Here is a 23,168-nt window from a genome sequence, read left to right as displayed (position 1 = left end):
CCCCAAGGAAGCTGGCGCATGCGCCGGGTTGGTGGCTCGCCCCTATCAGGGGTTCGGCGGGCCTGCGCCGGGGAGAACGTTTTCTTCGGAAGCGCGAGCGTCGAGATCGGTTTCGCGCAGCATGCGGGTGAGAACCTCGTCGCCGATGCGGTTGTCAACGCGCAGGGCCAGAAGCGCCTGGCGGGCCGGTCGGTGCGGCTCGTCGGGATCGCCAGATTCTGCAGCCCGGCGGATGGTGGCGCGAGCGAGGTCTACCTCGCCTTCTTCCTCGCCCTCATCCACGAGGTCGGCACGCACCACGACCGGCTTGAGGGTGAGGCCCTGAAGGACAAGGGAGCCGATCACAAGGAAGGCGGCGATCACGACGATCAGGTTGCGCTCTGGGAACGGGGCGCCTGCTTCGGTTTGAGCGGGGATGGAGAGTGCAATGATCAGGGCGATCACCGAGCGCGTCGAGGCCCAGGCCATGACGCCGGCGGTCTGCAGCCCCAGCGCAGGCCGGCCTTTGCGAGCCTGCAAGGCCCCAGCGATGGGTTCGATCAGCACGGCGGGGAGCGATGCGGCGAACTGAACGGCGAGGGTAATCGCGAGAAGGACGCTGGTGACCAGAACCAGCATGGAGATGGACCAGCTTTCCAGGCTTGCAAGCGCTTCGGGGAGGGCTCTGCCGGCGAGAAAGAACAGGACGCTCGAGACCATCAGGCTCGCCTGTTCCCAAAAGGCGACCGAACTGATGCGCGACTCCGCCGATGATACCGTCGCGCCGGTGTGGCGATTGATCCGTTCGGCCGAGATCACGAGGGCTGTAGCGGTGATTGCGGCGACGCCGGAGATGCCGAGAAGTTCGGCCAAGAGAGCGGCGATGTATGGGGCGGCGATGGAAACGGCAATTTCCACCGGGGCAGGGTCGACGCGGCGGCGGAGCCAGACAATGGCGTAGCCAATTACGCAGCCGAGGACAATGCCGGCGGGGATGTCGAAGAGATAGTTGAAGGCGGTGCTCGAAGCCGTGATCTCCCCGGCGTTCAACGCTTCTCCGGCGAGCGCGAGGGTGCCGAGGATGAAGACGCGCGAAACGAGTTCGCGCGCCTTGAGGACATCGGCGATGGCGCGCGGCACGCGAGGACGCCCCTTGGCTTCGTGAAACAGCTGGGTATCAAATATCGAGGCAATGACCCCCAAGAACAGCGCGGCGGGCCAGGACAGGCCGGGCAGAAGCAGCTTGGCGGCGCCGACCACCAGCACAACTGTGACGAGGATCTGCGCGCCGCCGAGCAGGACGCCTGGCACAAAGGTGAAGCGCAGCAAATGCCAGGAAACACGCAGGGTAGAGGCGTAAACCAGCAGCGGCAGAAATAAGGTCAGCGCCAGATCGGCATCGAGATTGACCTGGGGTAGGCCGGGCAGAAAGGCGGAAGCAACACCAAGAGCGAAGAGAACCACCGAGGCGGGCGCCTTGAGATAACCGCTCAACGCCAGCACCGGGCCGATTGCGGCGAGGATGAGAGCGGCGAATTGATAGACGTTCATCGGCACCCCCTCGCTGGTTATTGGTGTCAGGTCAGGCGTAGGCAGGAGCGAGCTTGGCGAGGGGCGAAGTGTCGTAGTTGGCGAGCAGATGTTCGGGGCTCTCGAAGATAGCGAGGCACCCGGCGTCGCGGAGGACGGTTTCGGGAAAACCGCCGCATAACAGACCGATGGTGCGCAACCCGGCCTTGCCAGCGGCCTGCGCATCATACGGCGTGTCACCGACCACCCAGACGTCATTGCGGGCGTCCGCCCGGAGACGCTTGAGCGCTGCCTCAAAGATGTCGGGCGCGGGCTTGGAGCTTTGGGCATCATCGGCGGTGGTGGCGGAAGAAATGAGGGCGCCGATGCCGAGCATCTCGACATGCTGGTCCACCTCGACCTTGAGGCCGGAAGATGCGAGCACGATCACCGCGCCGTCCCCGTGAATGCGCTCGAACAGCGCCTTGACGCCGGGAAATGGACGGACCTGCGCCAGGTAGTTGCGCTTGAACAGGTCGTTCCGAAACTCGGAGATGGCCTCCCCTTGTTGTTGAAAGGTTTGGGGCGGGAGCAGGGCTGGCAGGAGCTGGTCGCCCCCTTTGCCGATCTGGTCGCGGACCTGGTCGAAGGTGAAATGGAGACCGAAATTACGGAAGGCTTCAAGCCAGCATTCGGTATGCAGGTCGTTGGAGTCGATCAAAGTGCCATCGACGTCGAAGATCACGGCTTTGGGCATTGGGGTGCTCCAGGGGGAGACATCCAACGGAGGCTGGCCGCTAAGGTTGCCCCTTTATTAACGCCGGCAACCCAGGTGATGTGATGGGGGCGGCTGAGCCGGCGGGCAAGCGAAAGGCGCAGCCTGGGGAGGGCTGCGCCTTGGGGAAGCCCCGGCCGCACAAAAAGGGGGATTGCGGCAGGGGTTTGCTGGTCCGGGCGGTGCTTGGCCGCGGAGTGGCTTTAGAAGGGCAGGATGGCGTCCATCACTTGCTGGCCGTAGCGGGGCTGCTGGACGTCGGTGATCTGGCCGCGGCCGCCATAAGCGATGCGCGCTTCGGCGATCTTGGTGGAGGGGATGGTATTGTTGGCTTGGATATCGGAGGGGCGCACGATGCCTGCGACGACGAGGTCACGCACTTCGAAATTGACGCGCACTTCCTGGCGACCCTCGATCACCAGGTTGCCGTTGGGGAGCACCTGCGTGACCACAGCCGCGACCGAGGTTTCGAGCGATTCCGACCGGTTGACCGAGCCATTGCCGGCATCCTTGAGGCCCGAGGTGAAGTCCACCGCCGCCGATGGGTCGATGGCGCCGCCCGTGACAGAGGTGACGGCCGTGCCGAAGATGCCGCCCATGCCGGCGGTGTTGGTGGAATTGCGGCTGCGCTGGGTGTTGTTGGCGATCTTGGCGCTGTCATCGATGGTGACGATGACGGTGAGGATGTCGCCGATGCGGTGGGCGCGCTCATCCTTGAAAAAGCCCTTGGCCGAGGTGCGGTAGAGCGAATTGGCCTGGTAGGTATCGGCGATGGCCGCGGGCATGGGCATGCGCACGGGCTGGTATCCAGCGACTGTGGTGGGGTCTTCAATGGCGGTCAGCGGCGGGGGATTGCCGATATTGGCGAGGCGGTCGGTGGTGTTGCAGCCGGCAAGGGCTGCAGCCAGCATCAGGACGGCGGTGAGTTTGAAGCGGTTCATGGCAGGGTTCCTGAAGCGGCGGATCAAAGGCCGGCAAGGGTAAGGGGGTCGGCGCTCACTTCCACCGCGCCGGGGGACAGCACGGTGGCGCTCAGCACGCGGTTGGACATGAGGTTGAGCACCTGGAGGGGTGCGCCGGCCGCGGCACCGGTGACGGCCTGGCCCTTGACGGTCAGGGTCATGGCGCCGCGGCGGAAATAGATGGTGACGAGATCGTTGCGCGCGACGGTCAGTGGCCTGGTTACATCGGCAGGCTTGAGGATCATGCCTTGGCGGCTTTGGCGATTGAGCTGCATGCCCACGAGTTGATCGGGCTGCGCCACCCCGAGGCTTTCGGCGTAATGGGCGGGGATCGGGCGCATCACAATATCGGCCGGGGTGAGGACCGTGCCGGCGGCAAGATTGGCGGCGAGGTGGGGAGCCTCGACCAGAAGTTCGATCGAGCCGGCCAGATCGAGGGGAGCGGGATGGCCGGCAATGGCGAAGCGGGCGGTAAAGGCGCCGCTTGCGGGCAGGTAGCGCAGGCTTTCGATGCGGGCGGGCTCATCCACCGCTTCAGCGGCGACGGTGGGGACGGGGGTGCTGAAGAGGATTTCGGCTGAGGTGCCCGCAGCGGCGATGCCGCGGGTCTGCAGTTCGCGGGTAAGGAGGTCGGCCAGGACGGCTTCGTCGACCGTGGCGGCGGCGCGGCTGACGCGGACCGAGAGGGCGCCATTGTTCTGGAAGGCGACAAGGCCGGCGCGGGTTGCGGCGGCGGTGACTTCGGCGAGGGAAACCTGGCCGCTGGTGCCGGGCTGGGGGGCGCGGAACAGGGGTTGTTCGGCAACTGGACCGGCATCCGCGAACATGTCGCCCACGGTGACGATGGGGGCCGCGACCACAACCTCGTTGCGCAGCACCGGGGCGGCAATAGCCGTAGTGGCAAGTAGGGCGGTAGCCATGAGGGCGAGGATAGGACGGATCATGGGGCGGCTCCTCAACGCAGCTGGCTCGTGGCCTGCATCATCTCGTCGGCTCCGGAGATGACGCGAGCGTTCATCTCATAGGCGCGCTGAGCGGCGATCAGGTCAGCAATTTCGGTGACGGAATTGACGTTGGCCATTTCCAGATTGCCCTGGAGCAGATTGCCCATGCCTTCGCTGTTGGCGGTACCGATCTGGGCGGGTCCGCTGGCGGCGGTTTCGGTGAACAGGTTGTCACCGGCTGATTCCAGGCCCGACTTGTTGACGAAGCGGGCGAGCTGGAGTTGGCCCAGCTGGGTGGGGGTGGCGGCGGTGCCGATAAAGGCTTCGACCGTACCATCGGCAGAGATGGACACCGAATTGGCGTTGTCGGGAATGGCGATGCCCGGCTCGAGCTGGTAGCCGCTCGAGTTGACCAGGGTGCCATCGGGGCTGCGCTCAAACGAGCCGTCGCGGGTATAGCCCATGCGGCCATCGGGCATCTGAACCATGAAGAAGCCCTCGCCGCGGACGGCCAGATCCAACTCGCGGTCGGTGGGGGTAACGGTGCCCTGGCTCATGACGCGGGGTGTGGCGACAGTCCGCACACCAGAGCCAATCTCGAGGCCGGCCGGGATCATGGTGCCCTGAGCCGAGGTCTGCGAGCCGGCGCGGTTATATTGCTGGTAGAGCAGATCCTGGAACTCGGCACGCGCGCGCTTGTAGCCGGTGGTGCGCATATTAGCGATGTTGTTGGAGATGACTTCGACGTTGCGTTCCTGGGCACTCATGCCGGTGGATGCGATATAAAGCGCTTTCATGGCGGGTTCCTCAGGTTCAAGCGTTGGTGTCGCCCAGGCGCTGGATGGCGGAGCGGCGCAGCTCATCCTGCTTCTGGGTCAAGGACACGACGGATTCATAGGCGCGGGTGACGCGGATCATTTCGGCCATTTCGGCTACGCCCGAAACATTGGAGCGTTCGATAAAGCCTTGCATTACCCTGGTGCCGGTGGCGGGAACGGGTGTGCCACCGTTGAACAGATTGGCGCCGTCCCGCGTCAGCTGCTGGGCATTGGCGAACTCGACGAGACGGAGCTGACCCTTGGGGCCAGCGCTGGAGGTGACCGAGCCATCGGTGGCGACCGAGACGCCGGTTTCCTCGGGGCCGAACTGGAAGGGACCGCCTTCACCGAGGACGGGGTTGCCGTTCAGATCAACGAGAGTTCCGGTATTGTCGATGGCAAAGGAGCCCGAGCGGGTCCAGCGTTCGCCGGCCGGGGTTTGCACGGCAAAAAAGCCGTCGCCACTAAGGGCGAGATCGAGTTCGTTGCCGGTCTGCACCGTGGCACCGGCGGACAGATCGTGCATGGTGGCCCAATCCTGCACATAGGAGAGGGTCTGGTCGCCCCGCGGAAAGTCGCGGTTGCTGGCCACCGGCATCTTGTATTGCTCGAACAGGATGTTCTCGGCCTTGAAGCCTGTGGTGTTGATGTTCGCCATGTTGTTGGCCACCACATTCATCTGCCGCTGCAAGGCGATCTGCCGTGACAGGCTGATCAGTTGCGCATTCTCGATCATTCCGATCCCCATCGGTTACGAGACCGCCGCTTCCCCAAGCCTTGGTCTCGTTGTTTACCTTGCGAGAACCATGCCATTCCAGTTTGTCGTTACATTTCAACGATGTAGAAGAACGGGTGTGCGGCAATGCTTGCGGGAAGCGTAGGGCGTGCGGCAAAAGCTGCCCGGCAAAATCTGCCGCCCGCGCGCTAATGGTAACGGCTCGTTAACCATCTCGCCCTTAGCTGGAGCAGAGCCGGATTCCTCCGGTTTTTTCCGAGTCCGAGCACAGAACAAGCATGGCCGCAGAAGCAGAAGCCGGTGAGGCCGTGGCCCCCAAGAAATCGCGCAAGCTGATGATTATCGGCGCAGCAGCAGTCGTGGTGCTGCTCGCAGGCGCCGGGCTCTACATGTTCCTGTCGGCGGGCAGCGCGAGCGCCAGTGCCGAGGGGCACGGCGAGACCGCGCATGCCGAAGCGGCTGCCCCAAGTTTCATCTTCAACTTGCCCCCGATGACGGTGAACCTCAACTCGGAAGGCGAGGCTGCTCCCGCCTTCATGAAGCTGAGCGTGGCGCTGGAAGTGGCGAGCGAAGCGGTGATGGTCGAGATCCAGCCTCGCATGGCCAAGGTGGTCGATGCCTTTCAAGTTTATCTGCGTGAGTTGCGGCGCAGCGATCTTGAAGGATCGGCGGGAATTTACCGGCTGAAGGAAGAATTGCTGCGGCGGGTCAATGTTGCGATCTATCCCGCCCAGGTGGACAGCGTGCTGTTCAAAGAAATCCTGGTGCAGTGATGGCGAGCGACGACGACAAACTCGCTGAAGAATGGCCGCTCGATGAACTCGAAACTGCGGTGATGGCAAACGGGGTCAGGGAAGCATCTCGAAACGGGGGCTCCGCCGTAGCGGGCCCTGGCTTTGAGCCAGCCGCCAAGGGTGACGTGGAAGTCACGGGCGTTCAGGCGCTGATCAATTCGGCGCTGGTGAGCTATGAACGCTTGCCGATGCTCGAAATCGTGTTCGACCGTCTCGTGCGGTTGATGACGACGTCGCTGCGCAATTTTACGTCCGACAATGTGGAAGTGACGCTGGACGCCATTTCCTCGGTCCGGTTCGGCGACTACATCAATTCCATTCCCCTGCCGGCGATCCTTTCGGTGATCAAGGCTGAGGAATGGGAGAATTATGGCCTGCTGACCGTGGACTCGGGCCTCATCTATTCCATGATCGATGTGCTGCTGGGTGGCCGGCGCGTGACCAGCCCGGTTCGAGTCGACGGGCGACCCTATACGACAATCGAGCTGGCGCTGGCGCGGCGCATGATCGAGGTGATCCTTGATGATACCCACCGCGCGTTTGAGCCGCTGACCCAGGTCAATTTCAAGCTGGAGCGGATGGAAACCAATCCGCGCTTTGCTGCAATCTCGCGCCCCGCCAATGCGGCGATCCTGATCGAGCTCAGCATCGAAATGGAGGAGCGGGGCGGCAAGATCGAGATCCTGTTGCCCTATGCCACGATCGAGCCGATCCGCGAGCAATTGCTGCAGATGTTCATGGGCGAAAAATTCGGCCGAGACCCGATCTGGGAAGGGCATCTGGCGACGGAAATCTATGCCGCCGAGGTCGAGATCGATGCCGTTCTGCATGAGCAGCAGCTGCCGCTGTCGCGCATGCTGGCGCTCAAGGCGGGGGACACGGTGATGTTCGAGCGTGCGCCTACCGATCCCATCTTGCTGCGGTGCGGCGGGGTGGAGCTGACCGAAGCGATTATGGGCCATATTGGCAGCCATGTTTCGGTGCGGGTGACCCGGCCGCTCAACCCGCCCAAGGTGACGATGGCAGAATTCGAAGCGCTGGGCGAAGTGGGGGAAGGGCGATGATGGCTGGATTTTCTTTGGGGCTGGTGATCGAAGGCGCCGTGGCGGTGCTGCTGGCGCTAACCATCGGTTATTGCGTCGTACTGAACGGCCGCCTGAAGCGGCTCCATGCCGATCGCGATGTATTGCGGCAGATGATTTCCGACCTGGTGGGGGCGACCAATCTGGCCAACCAGGCGATCAAGGAGCTCAAAGCCACCGCGGTCGAGGCCGATGTGACGCTGAACACCCGGCTCGAGGAAGCCGAGCGCTTCGGGATCGAACTCGCCAATCATGTAAGTGCCGGCACGGCGCTGATGGAGCGCATCGTCAAGATCACCACGGCGGCCCGGGCGGCAAGTCCTGCAGAGCCGGCGGCATCCGTCCAGATGGCCGAGCAGCCAAGCAAGCTGCAATCAGCATTGGCGCAGCTGCAAACGCGGCAGCGCGAGCGGGAGAACGCGGCGTGAAATCGATCCGCCTGCTGCCCGTCCTCGTGGTAGCGATTTCGTCGCTGCTGGTGCTCAAGACCGCTGGACTGGTGTTCAACGGTTCATATGTGCTTGGGCCGATGCCAGCGCTTGCTGCCGGTGGTGGCAGTTCGGGCGGGCATGGCGCTCCTGCAGAGACCTCCGGAGCGGGGGAGGCCGGCGCAATGCTGAGCGAACCCACAATGAGCGATGCCAGCCCCACCATGGCTGATCCCGCACCCGTGCTCGGATCTTCGGGCGCGGCTGGCGGCCACGGTGCGCCGTCGGCACCTGCGGCCGAGCATGGTGCGCCTGCCGAGCACGCTGCCGAAGCCGAGCATGGTGCCACAGTGGCGGCGGAAACCAGTTGCGCAGAAGCGGTGACCACAGCGACGCATGGAGAAAGTGAGCCGGCGGAAACTGCTGGTGACGGGCACGGCACTGCCAATCCGCTCGCCGAGAGCCTGCTCAGCACCGAATGCGACACGGGCGGGGACGCTGTTCCCATGCAGTTCGACGCGCAGGGCAACAAGGTACCTCTCACGGGCCCCGACGGCGCATCTGCCGCTCAAGCCGCGCTGCTGGAGCGCCTGTCGGGGCGGCGCGGCGAGCTTGATGCCTATGCCGAAGAGCTGGCGATGCGGCAGGCGCTGGTGGATGCCGCCGAAAAGCGACTTGAAGAACGCCAGGGAACGCTCCAGGCCATGGAAGCGCAGATCACGGCTCTGGTCGACCAGCGCGAGAAGCTGGAAACCGGGCAGTTTGCCGGGATCGTGGCGATGTATGAGGCCATGAAGCCCAAGGACGCCGCCAAGATCTTCAATACGCTCGAGATGGAAGTGCTGCTGCGGGTCGCCAAGATCATGAGCCCCCGCAAGATGGCGCCCATCCTGGCGGCAATGGAGCCGGCGCGAGCGCAGGAGCTCACCGTGCGCATGGCCGATCTGGCGGACCAGCCTGCCGGGCAGATGACAGCCAATGACCTGTCGCAACTGCCGCAGATTGTGGGGCAGTAGCGCCTGCACACTGCGCGGCGGTTGCGTAAGCGGGTGTTAAGCCGAAGGAGCTAGGGTGGCGCTCTGATGTGTCGCCTGCGTGGGTTCGGTGGTTGCAAGCCTTGCCCGGAACCGCGCGGCTGGGTGCGGTAGGCAGTTGGTGAAGAGCGGCAAACAGAAGATTTTGTGCGGGTTGGGCGGCGTGTTGTGGCTGGCCACGCTGGCCATCCCCGCGGCGGCCCAGGAGCAGGGGCAGCTCTTTGCAACCGCCGAAGAGGGCTATGCCCGGCTGGTGCTGAGCTTTCCTGGCCGTGACGATCTGCCAAGGCACAAGCTGCGCGTTGAAAATGGCGTTCTGTCGGTTGAGTTCGATGAAGCGGTGCAACTCGTGCTGCCCGATGTAGGCACGACGCTGCCGCAATATCTGTCCATCGCCCGGCTCGATGCCAATGGGCGCGGCTTGCGCGTCGGGTTGAGATCGAGCTTCAATTTCAATCGCACTGAAGCGGGCGAAAAGCTGTTTATCGATCTGTTGCCGGCCGATTGGCAGGGCATGCCGCCGGCGCTGCCGCAGGAGGTGCTCGATGAACTGGCGGAGCGTGCTCGCCTCGAAGCCATCGAGACCGAGCAGGAGCGCAAGGCGCGGCAGGCGGCCGAGCTTGGAGCCACGCCCAGCGTTCGGGTGGGGCGCAACCCGACCTTTCTGCGCCTGCAGTTCGACTGGAACGTGCCCACCTCTGGCCAATACCTGCCCGAGGGCGAGCACGGGCTGATCGCCTTTGAATGGCCGGTGCCGGTGGATTTGCGCGATCTGCTGGTCGACCTGCCGGCCGAGATCGTGGCGGCAGATAACGTGGTCACGCCTGATGGGTCGTCGGTGCAAATGCAGTTTGCCAAGGGCGTGGTACCGCGCTTTTACCAGAACTCGGACCGGCAATATGTGCTGGATGTGGATCTGGCGGGGCAGGGGCTGCCCAGCCTTGATGCTGAAGATGTTGTCGCTGAGGTAGCACATGCCGAGGCGGAGGCGCATGGGACGGAACATGCCGCCGCCGGCAGCGAGCAAACCCGCTATCCGGCAAATCCCGCAGCGGTTGTGACGCCGTTTGCCAGCGTGCTGGGCTCCACGGTGCGGGTGGTATTTCCGTTTGAGCAGGAAACGCCGGCAGCAGTGTTTCGGCGCGGCGACACTGTCTGGCTGATGTTCGACACGGTGGCTGGCATTGCCGCGCCAACCCAGTCGCCCGAACTCGACACCATCGCGCAAGAGTTCAGCGTGGTGCCGGCTGCGGATACGCAGGTGGTGCGGATCGATCTGGCGCAGGATCGGCTGGCAACGCTTGGCTCGGAAGGCATGGCCTGGGTTCTCTCGCTGGGCGATGTGGTTTTGACCCCGACCCAGCCGATGCAGCTGACGAGACGGCGCGATAATGCTGGTTCGTTCGAGATGGTGGCCGATGTGTTGCGGCCCGCTCGCGTGCACGAGTTCCGCGACCCGCTGGTGGGCGATACCCTACAGGTGGTGACGGCTTATCCGCCGGCCCGCGGCATCACCCGGCTGCTCGACTATGTGGAATTTTCGGCGCTGCGCAGCGTGCATGGGCTGGTGATCAAGCCCGAAGCCGGCGATCTGGGCGTCAAGATCGAAGAGCAGCTGGCGGTGATCTCGGCGGCGCGTGGGCTGAGCGTTTCCGCCTATGATGCCCCACGGGGCGCAGGCCAGGGCGCGGGGGACGGCGCGAGGAACCGGTTCATCGACTTGGCGGCGCTGGAACAAAGCGATCCGAACGGCTTCATCGAGCGGCGCCAAGAGCTGATGCGCGCGGCCGCGGCGGCCGAAGGGCAGCAGCGCGACGTAGCGCGGCTGGATCTGGCGCAATATCTTGTCGCCAACCGGTTTGCCCATGAGGCGCTCGGCGTGCTCCGCACCGTGGCGGGTGAAGCCAGTGCGGAAGAACTGACCCGCCGGATCGGCATGACAGAGGTCATCGCCAATACGGTGGCCTCGCGATCGGCGGATGCGCTGAAGGTGCTCAATGCGCCGGCGTTTAACGGGGATGTGGATGCCCTGTTTTGGCGCGCCATTGCTCGGGCTGATCTCGCCGACTATCAGGGCGCTCGGCAGGATGCGCGGGAGGCGCAGGGCGTGCTTGCGAGCTACCCGCAATGGGCGCGCAATCGATTCCTGCTCGCCGCCAGCGGGGCGAGCTTGCAAACCGGGGATCGCACATTCGCAGAACAGTTGCTGGACAAGGTTACCCCGGCCGAGTTGAGCGCGGAGGAGTCGAGCCGCTACCATCTGCTGACCGCGCGCCTCCTGGAAGAAGGCGGGGCGGTGGAAGAAGCGATCGATGCTTATGGCCAGGTGATTGCTGCCGATTTTCGGCCTACGCGGGCAGAGGCGGTTTACCGCACCTTGCTGCTGTTGGATGGAAAGGGGACACTCAACCTCGAAAAGGCAACGCACACTCTGGCCGCTGAGGCACTGATGTGGCGCGGCAATGCGCTGGAAGCGGAAATGCAAAAGCTGCTGGCCGACCTTTACTTCAGGTCGGGCGAATATCGCTCGGGGTTTGAAGCGGTAAAGCAGGCGGTGGCCCAGCATGGCGCTGATCCCTCGATCAATGCGCTGGGCGATCGGGCGCAGCAGGTGTTCGAGGAATTGTTCCTGGATGGACAGGCCGACAAGCTCGGGCCGGTGGATGCGCTGGGATTGTTTTACGACTTCCCGCAGCTGACGCCGCCGGGCGCGCGCGGTGACGAGATGATCCGCAAGCTGGCGCGCCGGCTGGTCGGGGTGGATCTCCTAGCGCAGGCGGCCGAGCTGTTGCAGTATCAGCTGGAGAACCGCCTCCGTGGGGTGGCGCAGACGCAGGTGGCCGCTGACCTGGCGGTGATCTACCTCGCGGACCGGCGGCCGCAGGACGCCTTGCGCGTGCTCAACGCCTCACGCTTACCGGACCTGCCGGCCGGGCTGGCGCGGCAGCGACGGCTGCTCGAAGCTCGGGCGATGATCGATGGCGGACGCAACGAGCTGGCGCTGCAATTGCTGAGCGACATGGATGGACGCGATGCCGACCTGTTGCGGGTGGATGCCCAGTGGCGGGCCAAGCGCTACAGCCAGGCCAGCGGGTTGCTGGAAACCATGTATGGGCAGGCAGGCGTCAGCGAGCCGCTGAGCCAGCCGGCGCGCATGGACCTGATCAAGGCGGCCGTGGGCTTTGTGCTGGCCAATGACAATAGCGGCCTGTTGCGCTTGCGCGAGAAGTTTGCCGAGCGGCTGGTCAAGACACCGGAATGGGCGATGTTCGACTTCGTCACCGGGCCGATCACCGCCTCCAGCCTTGAGTTCAAGAGCGTGGCCAATGAGGTGGCCGGTCTCGATGGCCTTAATGCGTTTCTTGCGTCCTATCGTGAATTCTATGGCAAGGACGGCGCCTTGACGCCGCTGGCGGCAAGCAAGGCCGATGGGGATCTTGCATCGGCGAACTAGGCACTAGCCGCTGACAAAGCTGCGCACCAGCGATCCGGCGACCAGATACCAGCCGTCCACCAAAACGAAAAAGATCAGCTTGAAAGGCAGCGAGATCACCACGGGCGGCAGCATCATCATGCCCATGGACATCAGCACCGACGCTACGACCATGTCGATGATGACAAAGGGCAGGAAAAGCAGAAAGCCGATCTCGAAGGCGCGCCGCAGCTCGGAGATCATGAAGGCGGGGATCAGGAGCTGGAGCGAGATCGCCTCGGGATCGGCGGGAGGTTCGGCTTCGGTCAGGTCGTAGAAGAGCTCGAGATCCTTGTCGCGCACATTGGCGCGCATGAACGCATGGATGGGGGCGCTGCCCAGCTCAAAGGCCTCGGGGGCTTCAATCTCCCCGGCAATGAGGGGAGCAATACCCAGGTCATAGGTCTGCTGCAGCGTTGGCTGCATGACAAAGATGGTGAGGAACAGGGCTAGCGACACCATCACCGAATTGGGTGGAGCGGTTTGCAGGCCAATGGCGGTCCGCAGCAGCGACAGCACTACGACGATGCGGGTGAAACTTGTCACCATGACGAGGATCGAGGGCGCCAGCGCGAGAATCGTGACGAGGCCGATCAGCTGAACGGCACGCTCGGTCAGGCTGGCATCGTCGCCGAAATCAATGTTGACGTCCTGGCCAAATGCCAGGCTCGGCGCCAGCAGCAAGATGATGCTGGCGAGGGGAAGAAGATGAGCGGCGCGCAACCGCCGCCGGCCTGGCTGCGAGTTATCGATCGCCTTTGGTGGTGCCGCCGACACTCTCCGCGTTTTCCCTGCTCTTCGCCCCAGTGTTCTCTTTAGCTGAGTCGAGCGGGTGCGCAGCCGAATTGTCGGGGTTATGCGCCGGGTGATTGTCGCCGTTGCTGCCGGGCTTGAGCAGGCCGGTGTGGCGCAAGGAAACTGGCTTGGGCTGAGTGCCCCGGCCGAAATCGCGCAAACGCTCGATGGCGGAAGGGGGCGGTGCCGCAACAGGAGCCACCGGAGCAGGTGCTGCCGGGGCGGGAGCAACTGCCGGTGTGGCCGCCTGAGGCGCCGGCGCGGGCCGGGTGCGGCGGGAGGGGACCACGGGGACCGGACGACGCGTCGGCGTGGGAAGGTCATCAACCGGGATACCCGCTTCAAGCAGCAGGTCCTGGGTACCGCCGGTCAGCACGAGATGTTCGACATTGTCGCGGCGAACGAGGAGCAATTGGCGCCGGCCATCGAGCTGCAGGGTTTCCACCACACCCAGACGTGGGCCGCGGCCGGCGCGCGCCGGCTTGCCGGTGGCGGTGAACACGAATTTGAGCAGCCATACCGCAAGCACGATCAGGACCAGCACCGCGCCCAGGGCGAACAGGGCGGTAAGGAGCGTTGCTCCCGAGTCGCCCAGTATGCTGGTGATGAAACCCATGATCATTCTCCTCCAAACCGCTTTGCCGGCGGTAATTCTTGCCGAGTAAACGCTGCAATCGCCGCTAATACGAGGCCGCACGAGCTATGACGACAATCAGATTAACGCGACGTTAACCATGGACCCGGCAAGAATTGCCCATCGCTCCCACCTAAAGGGTTTGCTGGCCATGGGCCTGATGGATCTGCCGGTCTTTAATGCCTTGACCGACAAAATGCGCTGGCACCAAGCCCGTCAAGGCTTATTGGCCGAGAACGTTGCCAATGCGGAAACGCCGGGCTATCGCGGCCGCGATTTAGCGCAGTTCGAATTCGGGGCGCAGGGTCCCAGCTCATCCGCCAGCATTGTCACTTCGGCGACGCAGCCCACCCATTTCAGCGTTTCAAGCAGCAATGGGGGCTTTGGCGCCCAGCGCATGGCCAATTTCGAGATCACGCCGGAAGGCAATGGGGTGACGCTGGAAGACGAGATGATGAAGGTGACCACCAATCTGATGGATTACCAGGCAGCCACCTCGCTCTACCAGAAGAGCATCAAGATCATTCGCACCGCGCTCGGCAAATCGGCTTAGGAGTATCAGGGTTCATGGATTTCAACGCCTCACTCCGCATTGCCGCTACGGGGCTGCATGCCCAGACCGCGCGGATGCGCGTCATCGCGGAAAACCTTGCCAACACCGATTCGGCCGGCAAGGCGCCGGGGGACGAGCCTTATCGTCGGCGAGTGCCGACCTTTGAGGTGGGGCTCGACAACGAGACGGGAGCACGCATCGTGGAAGTGGGCAAGCTTGCCTATGACATGAGCGATTTCACCAGCCGCTATGAGCCAGGCCATCCGGCCGCCGACGAGAGCGGCTATGTGCAATATCCCAATGTCGACCCGCTGATCGAAAGCATGGATATGCGCGAGGCCCAGCGCACCTATGAAGCCAATCTGAACGTCGTTTCCGTGACCCGCCAGATGCTCGGGCGCACGCTCGACATCCTGCGCGGCTAGTTCTTTTCCCTTCAGCAAGAAGTTCACCCATGGCCATCCCGTTCAATGCCGCCACCGCCGCCTATGGCAATGCTTCGCGCCTGATCAGCCAGGCGGCCAAGCCGGGCACGGACCTGCTCGCCAAGGGGGCTGGCGGGCCAGACTTTGCGCAGATGCTGGCGCAAAGCGTCCAAGGCGTGGTGGAAACCGGCCGAGCCTCGGACCAGATGGCCATCGACATGGTCAATGGCAAAGCCAATCCGGTGGACATGGTGACGGCCATCTCACAGACGGAAATCGCGATCGAAAGCATGGTAGCGGTACGTGACCGGGTGATTTCGGCTTATGAAGAAATCATGCGGATGCCGATCTAGGCCGGCACCGAGGGTAAGCTGAGCAGAAGCGACCGAGCTGGCTTATGATCGAAGCGGGCGGCCCATGATTCGCCGCTGACCCGAGATTGCGATGACCGGCGCTGAAGTTCTCGACATTGCCACCGATGGGATCTGGACGCTGATCATTGTTTCGGCGCCGATGATGATCGTCGGGCTCTTGGTCGGCGTGGTGATCGCGTTGTTCCAGGCGCTGACGCAGATCCAGGAGCAGACCCTGGTGTTCGTGCCCAAGATCATCGCGATCTTCATCACCATGCTGCTGACGCTGCCATTCGCGGGCGCGCAGATGGGGGCCTATATGTCTCGGGTCGTCGACATGATCATCGTGGGCGGTTGAGGTGTCTCTCGCGCTCAACTGGCTGCCCAACATGGCCTTTGTGTACCTGCTACTGTTTGCCCGGATCGGGGCCATTTTGATGCTGATGCCGGGGCTGGGGGAGCAAACCATCCCGGCGCGGATGCGGCTCAGTTTTGCGCTGGCGTTTACGCTGGTGCTGTACCCGCTCTTGGCCGGGCAGATGCCGCCGCTGCCGACAGGGATCATGGGCATCGTGCCGTTGCTGTTTCATGAACTGGCGGTGGGCCTGATCCTGGGCGCGATCGCCCGGATCACGGTGATGGCGACGCAGGTGGCGGGCGCGATCGTGGCGTTCAATGCCGGGATGAGCATGGCCCAGACCGCCGACCCTACCCAGGGCGGCATCCAGGGCGCGGTGTTTGGCACCTTTTTGTCGTTTGTGGGCGTGGCGCTGATCTTTGCCACCGATTTGCATCATGTGGCGCTCGCCGCGACCTATGACAGCTACACCCTGTTCAGCCCGACCGATCCGCTGATGTGGGAGGATGCGGCGCAACTGGCGATCCGCACGGTGAGCGGGGCGTTCACGGTCGGGGTGCAGATGTCGGCGCCGTTTATCGTGTTCGGTCTCGTGTTCAATCTGGGCGCGGGGATCCTGGCGCGGCTGATGCCGGCGCTGCAGGTGTTTTTCGTATTGATGCCGGCCAATGTGATGGTCGGATTGATCCTATTTGCCTTGCTGCTGACGATGATGATGGGCTGGTATATCACCGCCTTCGAGCAGCATCTGGCGATGTGGCGGGGCTAGGGCCGGGCAGATGTCGGACGAGGCGCCCGAAAAATCCAGCAAAACCGAAGACCCTTCCGCCAAAAAGCTCGAGGACGCGCACAAAAAGGGTGACGTGGCCAAGAGCCAGGAGGTGACCACCTGGTTCATGCTGGCGGGCTCGGCGGCGGTGTTTGCGCTGCTTGGGCCATCCACCAGCGCCAGCTTGATGGGGTCGCTCAAAACGCTGCTCACCAATGCCGATCGGTACGAGCTGGGTGGTCCCGCATTCGGCTCGTTCTTCAACGGGCTGGCGCTGGCGCTTGTCGGCACGATCATGGTGCCGCTGCTGATCTTGTCGTTCTGCGCTGTTGTGGCCAATCTGGTGCAGCATCGGTTCCTGTTTTCGGCCGAGCCAATCACGCCCAAACTGTCCAAGATTTCGCCGCTGGCGGGGTTCAAGCGGCTGTTTTCGGGGGAAGCGCTGGTCAACTTCCTCAAGGGGCTGGTCAAGCTGGGACTGGTGGGAGCGGTGCTGGTGGGTGTCGTTTGGCCCGAGCGCGACCGGCTCGACACGATGATGACGGCCGACCCGCTGCTGATCCTGCAATTCTTCCAGGATATCGGGCTCAAGGTGTTCGGTGCGACGCTGGCCGTAGTGACGCTGATCGCCATGGCGGATTATGTTTATGTGCGCCGCAAATGGTGGACGCGCCAGATGATGACGCTCCAGGAAACCAAGGACGAATACAAGCAGATGGAAGGCGACCCGCACGTCAAGGGCCGCATCCGCCAACTGCGCCAGGAGCGCTCGCGCAAGCGCATGATGGCCGCGGTGCCTGACGCCACGGTGGTGGTCACCAATCCGACGCACTTTGCAGTAGCGCTGAAATATGATCGCTCAATGCGAGCGCCGCTTTGCGTTGCCAAGGGCGCTGACGCGGTGGCCCTGCGCATCCGCACGCTGGCCGGCGAGCACAATGTGCCGATTGTAGAGAACCCGCCGCTAGCTCGGGCATTGTTCGCGAGCGTCGAAGTTGATGAGCCCATTCCGGCCGAGCACTTCAAGGCCGTCGCGGAGGTGATCGGCTTCGTGATGCGATTGCGCCCCAGCACAGGGTGGCGGCCAACACGCTGAGGCTGGCAAGCCTGTTGATAACAAGCAATATCTCCCCCCGCGGCAGACCATTTGCTAAACCTTTCTGGGCACCTGATTCGGGCGGCCAGATGGTGTACGCGCTTGCGTTGCGAACGAAAGCCAAGCATTGCCTTGGTAAGCTGGCTCTGTGCCAGACCATGCGAAGCGGTCCGAAAGCCTTGCGACCGAAGACCTAGGAGCTTGAACATGGCCGTCACGCCGATCCGGGATGACAATTATCCCGAGCCGCTGGTGGATTCGGGGCGGGGTGGATACGGGCTCTGGCGCGTTGTGGCACTGGGACTGGCGCTGGTGGCGCTGGCGGTGGGCTACGCGATGTTCGGTGATCACGTGCCGCTTGATCTGGTGATGACCTTTGTGGGCATGCTGGCAGTGGTCGGCGTGTTCTGCCTGTTTGGACTGGCTGCGGGCCTGTTCCGCTTTGCCGGTAATGAGGAGCGGCGCACCACGTCCCACGCGATCGTCGACAGCCTGCCCTTTGGCGCGGTGGTGGCGGATCGGGATGGGCGCATTTCCTATGTGAATGCGCACTATGGCAGCTTTGCGGGGGCGCTCAACAATGGGGTTCCGGTGGGCGTGCCGCGCTTGTTTGCCGGACAATCCGATGCCAGCGAAGCGATTTACCGCCTGTCGCGCGCGGCCAAGGACGGGCGCAGCGCGGTGGAGGATATCCGCCTGATCGGGGGGCTGGGGGGGTCCCAGGCCGAAAGCAATCGCGCCTTCTGGTACCGGGTTGGAGTGCGGCCATTGCCGGTCACCGAAGGCGAATCCAAGCCCAAGGTGATCTGGACGGTCGAGGACATCACCCGCGACCGCGACAATAATGAAAGCGCTTTCCGCGATCTGCAGCGCGCGATCGATTATCTCGATCATTCGCCGGCGGGCTTTTTCTCGGCTGATGCGCGTGGGCGGATCCAGTATCTGAACTCAACCCTTGCCGACTGGCTGGGTTACGATCTGGCTGAATTCAATGCCGGCCAGCTCAGTCTGCGCGACGTGGTGCATGGCGATGGCGCGACGTTGTTGATGCGTGGTCGCGGTGACGGGGAAATCCGCACCGAGATCATCGATATCGACCTGGTGCGCCGCAACGGCACAACATTGCCGGTGCGTCTCCTGCATCGCGCAGCTCGCATGGCCGACGGTGAACTGGGCGAAACGCGCACCCTGGTGCTCGACATGACCAGCGCGCCCGATACCGAGGAAGCGTTGCGGGCGGCGGAAATCCGGTTCTCGCGCTTTTTCAACGATACGCCATTTGCAATCGCGACGCTCGACAGCGAAGGGCGGATTATCCGCACCAATGCCCCATTTGGGCGCATCTTCCATTGGTCGGGTGAGGAAAAGAGCCTTGAAATGCAGCCGCTGATCGACCTGATCGGCCAAGGCAGCCGCGACCGTTTTGCGCGCGCCATCGCCGATGCTTCGGCGCATCGCTCGGCAGTGGAGCCGGTGGATGCGTTGCTGAGCGCGGAAGGCGAGCACGCCGTGCGGCTTTATCTATCGGGCTCTGAAACCCTGTCGGGCTCGCCCGAGCAGGTCAATGTCTATGCCCTCGACATGACCGACCAGCGCAAGCTTGAGGCGCAGTTTGCCCAAAGCCAGAAGATGCAGGCCGTGGGACAGCTCGCCGGCGGCGTTGCGCATGATTTCAACAACTTACTGACCGCAATCATCGGTTTTTCCGATCTGCTGCTGCTCAAGCATAAGCCGGGCGATCCATCGTTCAGCGAACTGATGCAGATCAAGCAGAACGCCAACCGTGCAGCGGGGCTGACACGGCAGTTGCTGGCGTTCTCGCGCCGGCAGACTCTGCGGCCGCAAGTGCTTGAGCTGCCGCTGATCGTTGACGATCTGACCGTGCTGCTCAAGCGGATGATCGGGGACAAGAACACGCTGGGCGTTGATCACGGCCGCAATATCTGGCCGGTGCGCGCCGATGTGGTTCAGCTCGAACAGGTGGTGATCAACCTCGTGGTCAATGCCCGCGACGCCATGCCCGATGGTGGCTCCATCACCATTCGCACCAGCAATGTCAGCCGCGCCGAGGCCGAGGCCATGCAGTTCGATGGCATGGTGGCGGCCGATTATGTGTTGATCGAAGTGCAGGACACCGGCACCGGGATGAGCCAGGAAGTGCTCACCAAAATCTTTGAGCCCTTTTTTACCACCAAGGAGCTGGGCAAAGGCACCGGGCTGGGGTTGTCGACGGTCTACGGCATCATCAAACAGACCGAAGGTTACATCTATCCGGTCTCGACCGTCGGGGTTGGCACCACGTTCAAAATCTTCCTGCCCCGCTATGTGCCCTCTGAGATCGAGGCAACCGCCAAGGTAGCCGCGGCGGCTGCGCCAGTGCGGGACCTGACGGGCGAAGAGCGTATCCTGTTGGTTGAGGACGAGGAAAGCGTGCGGGCATTCTCCGCTCGCGCGTTGCGCGCGACTGGTTACGAGGTGTTCGAGGCTGACGGCGGCGAAGAAGCGCTAGAGGTGCTCGAGGAGCTCGAGTTCAAGATCGATCTCATGATCTCGGATGTGGTGATGCCCGAGATGGACGGGCCGACGCTGCTCAAGCATGTGCGCAAGACCATGCCGCGGCTCAAGGTGATCTTTGTGTCGGGTTATGCCGAGGAAAGCGTCCGCCGCGATATCGAGGATGACCAGAGCGTCGAGTTCCTGCCCAAGCCTTATTCGCTGGACCAGATCAATTCCAAGGTCAAAGAGGTGCTGCAAAAGCAGGACGAAGGCCAGGCGCAGTGAACGCGCGCAATTTCGGTGAAGGGGCGGGGGAGCGCAATGTGCTCGGCGAACCGCTCGAGCCCTGCTCCACCAGTCCGCTGACGGGGTTCTTCCGCAGCGGCTATTGTGCCGCGGGCCCAGACGGCGTGGCCCGGCATCTGGTCTGCATCGAGGCGAGCGAAGCCTTTCTCGCCTACTCCAAAAGGGCGGGCAATGATCTGTCCACGCCCCGCCCCGAATGGGGCTTTCCCGGGCTCAAGGCGGGAGACCGCTGGTGCCTTCTGGCCGAGCGGTGGGCACAGGCGCTGGAAGCGGGGCAGGCGCCCCGCGTCTTCATGCACTCAACCAATGAAGCGGTGCTGGACGGGCTGAGCCTTGCTGATCTCAAGGCTCATGCACGCGATTTGAATTGAACGGCTCCCCCTAGTAGAGATCGCCGATGATCAGCGGATGCTCGTCCTCGATCCGGACGGGATTGCGCAGGGGAGCGCCGAACTGGCTTTCCTCGATCTCGAATACGTCATTGGGCTGGGTGACGATGTTATCGGCAAAGCTGAGCGTCGCCGTGCCGAACATATGCACATGCACGTCGCCGGGTTGGCGGAACAGGCCATATTTGAAGTGGTGATATTCCAGATTGGCGATGGTGTGGCTCATATTGGCCTCGCCCGAGAGGAACGGCTTTTCCCAGATCACCGCACCATCGCGATAGATGCGCGACATGCCTTCGATATGCTCCGGCAGGTCGCCGACCCGCAATTCGGGCCCAAAGGCGCAGGCGCGCAGCTTGGAATGGGCGAGATAGAGATAGTTGACCCGCTCGGTAACGTGATCAGAAAACTCATTGGCGAGCGCAAAGCCAAGGCGACGCGGCTGGCCGTTGGCGTCGATCAGGTAGATGCCGGCGATCTCGGGCTCTTCGCCAGCATCGCGGGCAAAGGACGGGGACGGAATGGGGTGACCGGGATTGACCACGGTGGTGCCGTTGCCTTTGTAGAACCATTCCGGCTGGACGCCCCGGGCGCCGCCTTCAGGCTTGCCCCCTTCAAGGCCCATCTGGAACATCTTCATGGAATCGGTCAGCTGTTCGGCTTGCTTGGCGGCGTTGCCCTTGTGCATGGCATCGCGCGTGGCGGCCGAGCCCAGATGGGTCAGCCCTGTGCCGGTGATATAAAGATGGGCCGGATCGGGATGATCGATCGGCGCGAGCATGCGCCCTTCAGCCAGGATGTCGTGCCGATTGACGGCGTCTCCAAGCCCACGCTGGGCCACGAGCGCCGCAAGACCCGTGCCTTGGGCGAGGGCGGTCGTGGCGAGCTCATAAACGCTGGTGGTGGTGTTGACCCGGCGGGCGACGTCACCCTCTACTGCGGCCACGGCGCGGGCGCCCGATTGATCGAAAAACTGGATGAGATTCACGGGGTTTGCTCCTCGATTGCCCGTTGCGGTCGTCCCGTGCATAAAGCGCAACCCGGGCCGGCCCGGCAAGCTCTTTTGCGCGCCGCGTGGCGGTCAGAGTTCCATCTGGGCACGGAAGGGCTGCGGTCCAGGGACTGCGGTTCTTTTGTTGCAATGGGCGCGAGAAATCGCCTTGACAGGAGCGGAACAAAATGAGAACAAGAGGGCACTTCTCGTGGATTGATCTTCCGGAAAGCAGCGCGTTGCGCCCGGTCCCGGAGCGTGGAATAAGGAGAGACTCGTATGGCAAATACCCCGCTTCGGATCGTTGAAGGTGGATCAATGGACAAGGACAAGGCTCTCGCCGCGGCGCTGAGCCAAATCGAGCGCAATTTCGGCAAGGGCTCGATCATGCGCCTTGGCGAGGCTGCCTCGATCGAGGTTGAGGCAATATCGACGGGCTCGCTCGGGCTTGATATCGCCCTCGGAATTGGTGGCCTGCCCAAGGGCCGCATCGTTGAAATTTTCGGGCCGGAAAGCTCAGGCAAGACCACGTTGGCGCTGCATGTGATTGCCGAAGCGCAGCGCAAGGGTGGCGTTTGCGCTTTTGTGGATGCCGAGCACGCGCTCGATCCGATCTATGCCCGCAAGCTGGGCGTCAATGTGGATGATCTGCTGATCTCCCAGCCTGACGCTGGCGAACAGGCGCTCGAAATCACCGACACACTGGTGCGCTCGGGCGCGATCGATGTGCTGGTGGTTGATTCAGTAGCGGCATTGACGCCGCGGGCCGAGCTTGAAGGCGAAATGGGCGACTCGCTGCCGGGGCTGCAGGCCCGGTTGATGAGCCAGGCCATGCGCAAGCTGACCTCGTCGATTTCCAAATCCAAGTGCCTGGTGATCTTCATCAACCAGATCCGCATGAAGATTGGCGTGATGTATGGTTCGCCCGAAACCACGACCGGCGGCAATGCGCTCAAATTCTATGCCTCGGTGCGGCTCGACATTCGCCGGATCGGCGCCATCAAGGACCGCGAGGAGATCGTGGGCAACCAGACCCGCGTCAAGGTGGTCAAGAACAAGCTGGCCCCGCCGTTCCGCCAGGTTGAATTCGACATCATGTATGGCGAAGGTATCTCCAAGACTGGCGAGTTGCTCGATCTTGGGGTCAAGAGCGGCGTGGTGGAAAAGTCGGGCGCCTGGTTCTCCTATGACAGCCAGCGCATGGGGCAGGGGCGTGAGAATGCGCGCCAGTTCCTCAAGGACAATCCGGCGGCTGCGGCAACCATCGAGCAGGGCGTGCGCGAAAGCTCGGGCCTGCTCGGAGAAGTACTGCTGGTATCGGGCGGTGACGACGCTGCCGACAGCGACGAATAAGCAGTTCCCATGCAGGGTGAAGAAAGGCATCGCGAGAGCGGTGCCTTTTCTTTTGAGTCTGAACCGCAGGCGCCCGGCTGCAAGCAGGCGAGACAGAGCTGCCGCCAACGCAATCTA

General features: G+C 63.2%; 23 protein-coding genes. 14 read left to right on the top strand and 9 right to left on the bottom strand.

Annotated elements, in window-relative coordinates; genetic code table 11:
• Positions 1-45: 45 nt before the first annotated feature.
• The 6 genes from HRU92_RS07775 to flgF all read right to left on the bottom strand — a co-directional run bounded on the left by HRU92_RS07775 (position 46) and on the right by flgF (position 5,720).
• Entirely contained in the window at positions 46-1,530 is a 1,485-nt protein-coding gene (locus tag HRU92_RS07775; protein WP_172123584.1) for a cation:proton antiporter, read from the bottom strand.
• 31 nt (positions 1,531-1,561) lie between these two features.
• Entirely contained in the window at positions 1,562-2,245 is a 684-nt protein-coding gene (locus tag HRU92_RS07770; protein ID WP_172123583.1) for an HAD family hydrolase, read from the bottom strand.
• Between the two features lie 221 nt (positions 2,246-2,466).
• On the bottom strand, positions 2,467-3,204 hold the full coding sequence (flgH, locus tag HRU92_RS07765; RefSeq protein WP_172123582.1) for a flagellar basal body L-ring protein FlgH: 738 nt from the start codon (positions 3,202-3,204) through the stop codon (positions 2,467-2,469).
• Between the two features lie 23 nt (positions 3,205-3,227).
• The gene (gene flgA, locus HRU92_RS07760) at positions 3,228-4,169 is read right to left on the bottom strand and encodes a flagellar basal body P-ring formation chaperone FlgA (RefSeq protein WP_172123581.1); all 942 of its coding nucleotides are present in this window, start codon (positions 4,167-4,169) and stop codon (positions 3,228-3,230) included.
• Between the two features lie 11 nt (positions 4,170-4,180).
• Positions 4,181-4,966 (bottom strand): flagellar basal-body rod protein FlgG, encoded by a 786-nt coding sequence (gene flgG, locus HRU92_RS07755; protein ID WP_172123580.1) that lies wholly within the window; start codon positions 4,964-4,966, stop codon positions 4,181-4,183.
• A 16-nt stretch (positions 4,967-4,982) separates the two neighbouring features.
• The gene (gene flgF / locus HRU92_RS07750) at positions 4,983-5,720 is read right to left on the bottom strand and encodes a flagellar basal-body rod protein FlgF (protein WP_172125034.1); all 738 of its coding nucleotides are present in this window, start codon (positions 5,718-5,720) and stop codon (positions 4,983-4,985) included.
• Positions 5,721-6,001: 281 nt separating this feature from the next.
• On the opposite strand from flgF, the gene HRU92_RS07745 reads away from it, so the two are divergent.
• From HRU92_RS07745 to HRU92_RS07725, 5 genes are all read left to right on the top strand, one after another.
• On the top strand, positions 6,002-6,496 hold the full coding sequence (locus HRU92_RS07745; protein WP_172123579.1) for a flagellar basal body-associated FliL family protein: 495 nt from the start codon (positions 6,002-6,004) through the stop codon (positions 6,494-6,496).
• Positions 6,496-7,581, top strand: a complete 1,086-nt coding sequence (gene fliM, locus HRU92_RS07740) for a flagellar motor switch protein FliM (RefSeq protein WP_127753456.1) — start codon at positions 6,496-6,498, stop codon at positions 7,579-7,581. Before HRU92_RS07745 ends, fliM begins: the two co-directional genes overlap by 1 nt.
• The gene (locus tag HRU92_RS07735) at positions 7,581-8,027 is read left to right on the top strand and encodes a DUF6468 domain-containing protein (RefSeq protein WP_173087997.1); all 447 of its coding nucleotides are present in this window, start codon (positions 7,581-7,583) and stop codon (positions 8,025-8,027) included. Before fliM ends, HRU92_RS07735 begins: the two co-directional genes overlap by 1 nt.
• Complete coding sequence (locus tag HRU92_RS07730; RefSeq protein ID WP_172123577.1) at positions 8,024-9,043, top strand: hypothetical protein; 1,020 nt, start codon at positions 8,024-8,026, stop codon at positions 9,041-9,043. Before HRU92_RS07735 ends, HRU92_RS07730 begins: the two co-directional genes overlap by 4 nt.
• A gap of 139 nt (positions 9,044-9,182) precedes the next feature.
• On the top strand, positions 9,183-12,515 hold the full coding sequence (locus HRU92_RS07725; RefSeq protein ID WP_172123576.1) for a hypothetical protein: 3,333 nt from the start codon (positions 9,183-9,185) through the stop codon (positions 12,513-12,515).
• Between the two features lie 3 nt (positions 12,516-12,518).
• On the opposite strand, the gene fliP is transcribed toward HRU92_RS07725, so the two are convergent.
• Positions 12,519-13,223 (bottom strand): flagellar type III secretion system pore protein FliP, encoded by a 705-nt coding sequence (gene fliP, locus HRU92_RS20530; protein ID WP_349236740.1) that lies wholly within the window; start codon positions 13,221-13,223, stop codon positions 12,519-12,521.
• 55 nt (positions 13,224-13,278) lie between these two features.
• Entirely contained in the window at positions 13,279-13,944 is a 666-nt protein-coding gene (locus HRU92_RS20525) for a flagellar biosynthetic protein FliO (protein WP_248307054.1), read from the bottom strand.
• Between the two features lie 118 nt (positions 13,945-14,062).
• On the opposite strand from HRU92_RS20525, the gene flgB reads away from it, so the two are divergent.
• The 8 genes from flgB (at position 14,063) to HRU92_RS07680 (ending at position 20,689) form a co-directional block, all read left to right on the top strand.
• On the top strand, positions 14,063-14,515 hold the full coding sequence (flgB, locus tag HRU92_RS07715; RefSeq protein ID WP_248307053.1) for a flagellar basal body rod protein FlgB: 453 nt from the start codon (positions 14,063-14,065) through the stop codon (positions 14,513-14,515).
• 14 nt (positions 14,516-14,529) lie between these two features.
• Positions 14,530-14,940, top strand: a complete 411-nt coding sequence (gene flgC, locus HRU92_RS07710) for a flagellar basal body rod protein FlgC (RefSeq protein ID WP_172123574.1) — start codon at positions 14,530-14,532, stop codon at positions 14,938-14,940.
• Positions 14,941-14,969: 29 nt separating this feature from the next.
• The gene (fliE, locus tag HRU92_RS07705; RefSeq protein ID WP_172123573.1) at positions 14,970-15,293 is read left to right on the top strand and encodes a flagellar hook-basal body complex protein FliE; all 324 of its coding nucleotides are present in this window, start codon (positions 14,970-14,972) and stop codon (positions 15,291-15,293) included.
• Positions 15,294-15,384: 91 nt separating this feature from the next.
• Positions 15,385-15,651 (top strand): flagellar biosynthesis protein FliQ, encoded by a 267-nt coding sequence (gene fliQ / locus HRU92_RS07700; RefSeq protein WP_127753448.1) that lies wholly within the window; start codon positions 15,385-15,387, stop codon positions 15,649-15,651.
• Between the two features lies 1 nt (position 15,652).
• Entirely contained in the window at positions 15,653-16,420 is a 768-nt protein-coding gene (gene fliR / locus HRU92_RS07695) for a flagellar biosynthetic protein FliR (protein ID WP_349236706.1), read from the top strand.
• Positions 16,421-16,430: 10 nt separating this feature from the next.
• Entirely contained in the window at positions 16,431-17,516 is a 1,086-nt protein-coding gene (gene flhB / locus HRU92_RS07690; protein ID WP_127753447.1) for a flagellar biosynthesis protein FlhB, read from the top strand.
• Positions 17,517-17,723: 207 nt separating this feature from the next.
• On the top strand, positions 17,724-20,297 hold the full coding sequence (locus tag HRU92_RS07685; RefSeq protein ID WP_172123572.1) for a cell cycle histidine kinase CckA: 2,574 nt from the start codon (positions 17,724-17,726) through the stop codon (positions 20,295-20,297).
• Positions 20,294-20,689 (top strand): DUF2237 domain-containing protein, encoded by a 396-nt coding sequence (locus HRU92_RS07680; RefSeq protein ID WP_172123571.1) that lies wholly within the window; start codon positions 20,294-20,296, stop codon positions 20,687-20,689. The genes HRU92_RS07685 and HRU92_RS07680 overlap by 4 nt, the downstream gene beginning before the upstream one ends.
• Positions 20,690-20,699: 10 nt before the next feature.
• Here HRU92_RS07680 and araD1 read toward each other — a convergent pair whose 3' ends face one another.
• A complete protein-coding gene (araD1, locus tag HRU92_RS07675) occupies positions 20,700-21,686 on the bottom strand; it encodes an AraD1 family protein (RefSeq protein ID WP_349236739.1) in 987 nt (328 codons plus the stop codon).
• A gap of 291 nt (positions 21,687-21,977) precedes the next feature.
• On the opposite strand from araD1, the gene recA reads away from it, so the two are divergent.
• Positions 21,978-23,051 (top strand): recombinase RecA, encoded by a 1,074-nt coding sequence (gene recA, locus HRU92_RS07670; protein ID WP_127753443.1) that lies wholly within the window; start codon positions 21,978-21,980, stop codon positions 23,049-23,051.
• Positions 23,052-23,168 lie beyond the last annotated feature (117 nt).

The sequence above is a fragment of the Devosia sp. 1635 genome (genome assembly GCF_013185955.1).
In the GTDB taxonomy this organism is placed as follows: domain Bacteria; phylum Pseudomonadota; class Alphaproteobacteria; order Rhizobiales; family Devosiaceae; genus Devosia.
This window is presented reverse-complemented; position numbering and strand designations above follow the sequence as displayed.

Bases quoted from the DNA above. Each gene is read 5' to 3' on its own strand.
- fliE (WP_172123573.1), top strand. From the start codon at position 14,970: ATGGCCATCCCGTTCAATGCCGCCACCGCCGCCTATGGCAATGCTTCG.
- flgG (WP_172123580.1), bottom strand. From the start codon at position 4,966: ATGAAAGCGCTTTATATCGCATCCACCGGCATGAGTGCCCAGGAACGC.
- HRU92_RS07745 (WP_172123579.1), top strand. From the start codon at position 6,002: ATGGCCGCAGAAGCAGAAGCCGGTGAGGCCGTGGCCCCCAAGAAATCG.
- fliM (WP_127753456.1), top strand. From the start codon at position 6,496: ATGGCGAGCGACGACGACAAACTCGCTGAAGAATGGCCGCTCGATGAA.
- HRU92_RS07685 (WP_172123572.1), top strand. From the start codon at position 17,724: ATGGCCGTCACGCCGATCCGGGATGACAATTATCCCGAGCCGCTGGTG.
- HRU92_RS20525 (WP_248307054.1), bottom strand. From the start codon at position 13,944: ATGGGTTTCATCACCAGCATACTGGGCGACTCGGGAGCAACGCTCCTT.
- HRU92_RS07770 (WP_172123583.1), bottom strand. From the start codon at position 2,245: ATGCCCAAAGCCGTGATCTTCGACGTCGATGGCACTTTGATCGACTCC.
- flgB (WP_248307053.1), top strand. From the start codon at position 14,063: ATGGACCCGGCAAGAATTGCCCATCGCTCCCACCTAAAGGGTTTGCTG.
- fliQ (WP_127753448.1), top strand. From the start codon at position 15,385: ATGACCGGCGCTGAAGTTCTCGACATTGCCACCGATGGGATCTGGACG.
- HRU92_RS07735 (WP_173087997.1), top strand. From the start codon at position 7,581: ATGGCTGGATTTTCTTTGGGGCTGGTGATCGAAGGCGCCGTGGCGGTG.
- flgH (WP_172123582.1), bottom strand. From the start codon at position 3,204: ATGAACCGCTTCAAACTCACCGCCGTCCTGATGCTGGCTGCAGCCCTT.
- flgA (WP_172123581.1), bottom strand. From the start codon at position 4,169: ATGATCCGTCCTATCCTCGCCCTCATGGCTACCGCCCTACTTGCCACT.
- recA (WP_127753443.1), top strand. From the start codon at position 21,978: ATGGCAAATACCCCGCTTCGGATCGTTGAAGGTGGATCAATGGACAAG.
- flhB (WP_127753447.1), top strand. From the start codon at position 16,431: ATGTCGGACGAGGCGCCCGAAAAATCCAGCAAAACCGAAGACCCTTCC.
- flgC (WP_172123574.1), top strand. From the start codon at position 14,530: ATGGATTTCAACGCCTCACTCCGCATTGCCGCTACGGGGCTGCATGCC.
- HRU92_RS07775 (WP_172123584.1), bottom strand. From the start codon at position 1,530: ATGAACGTCTATCAATTCGCCGCTCTCATCCTCGCCGCAATCGGCCCG.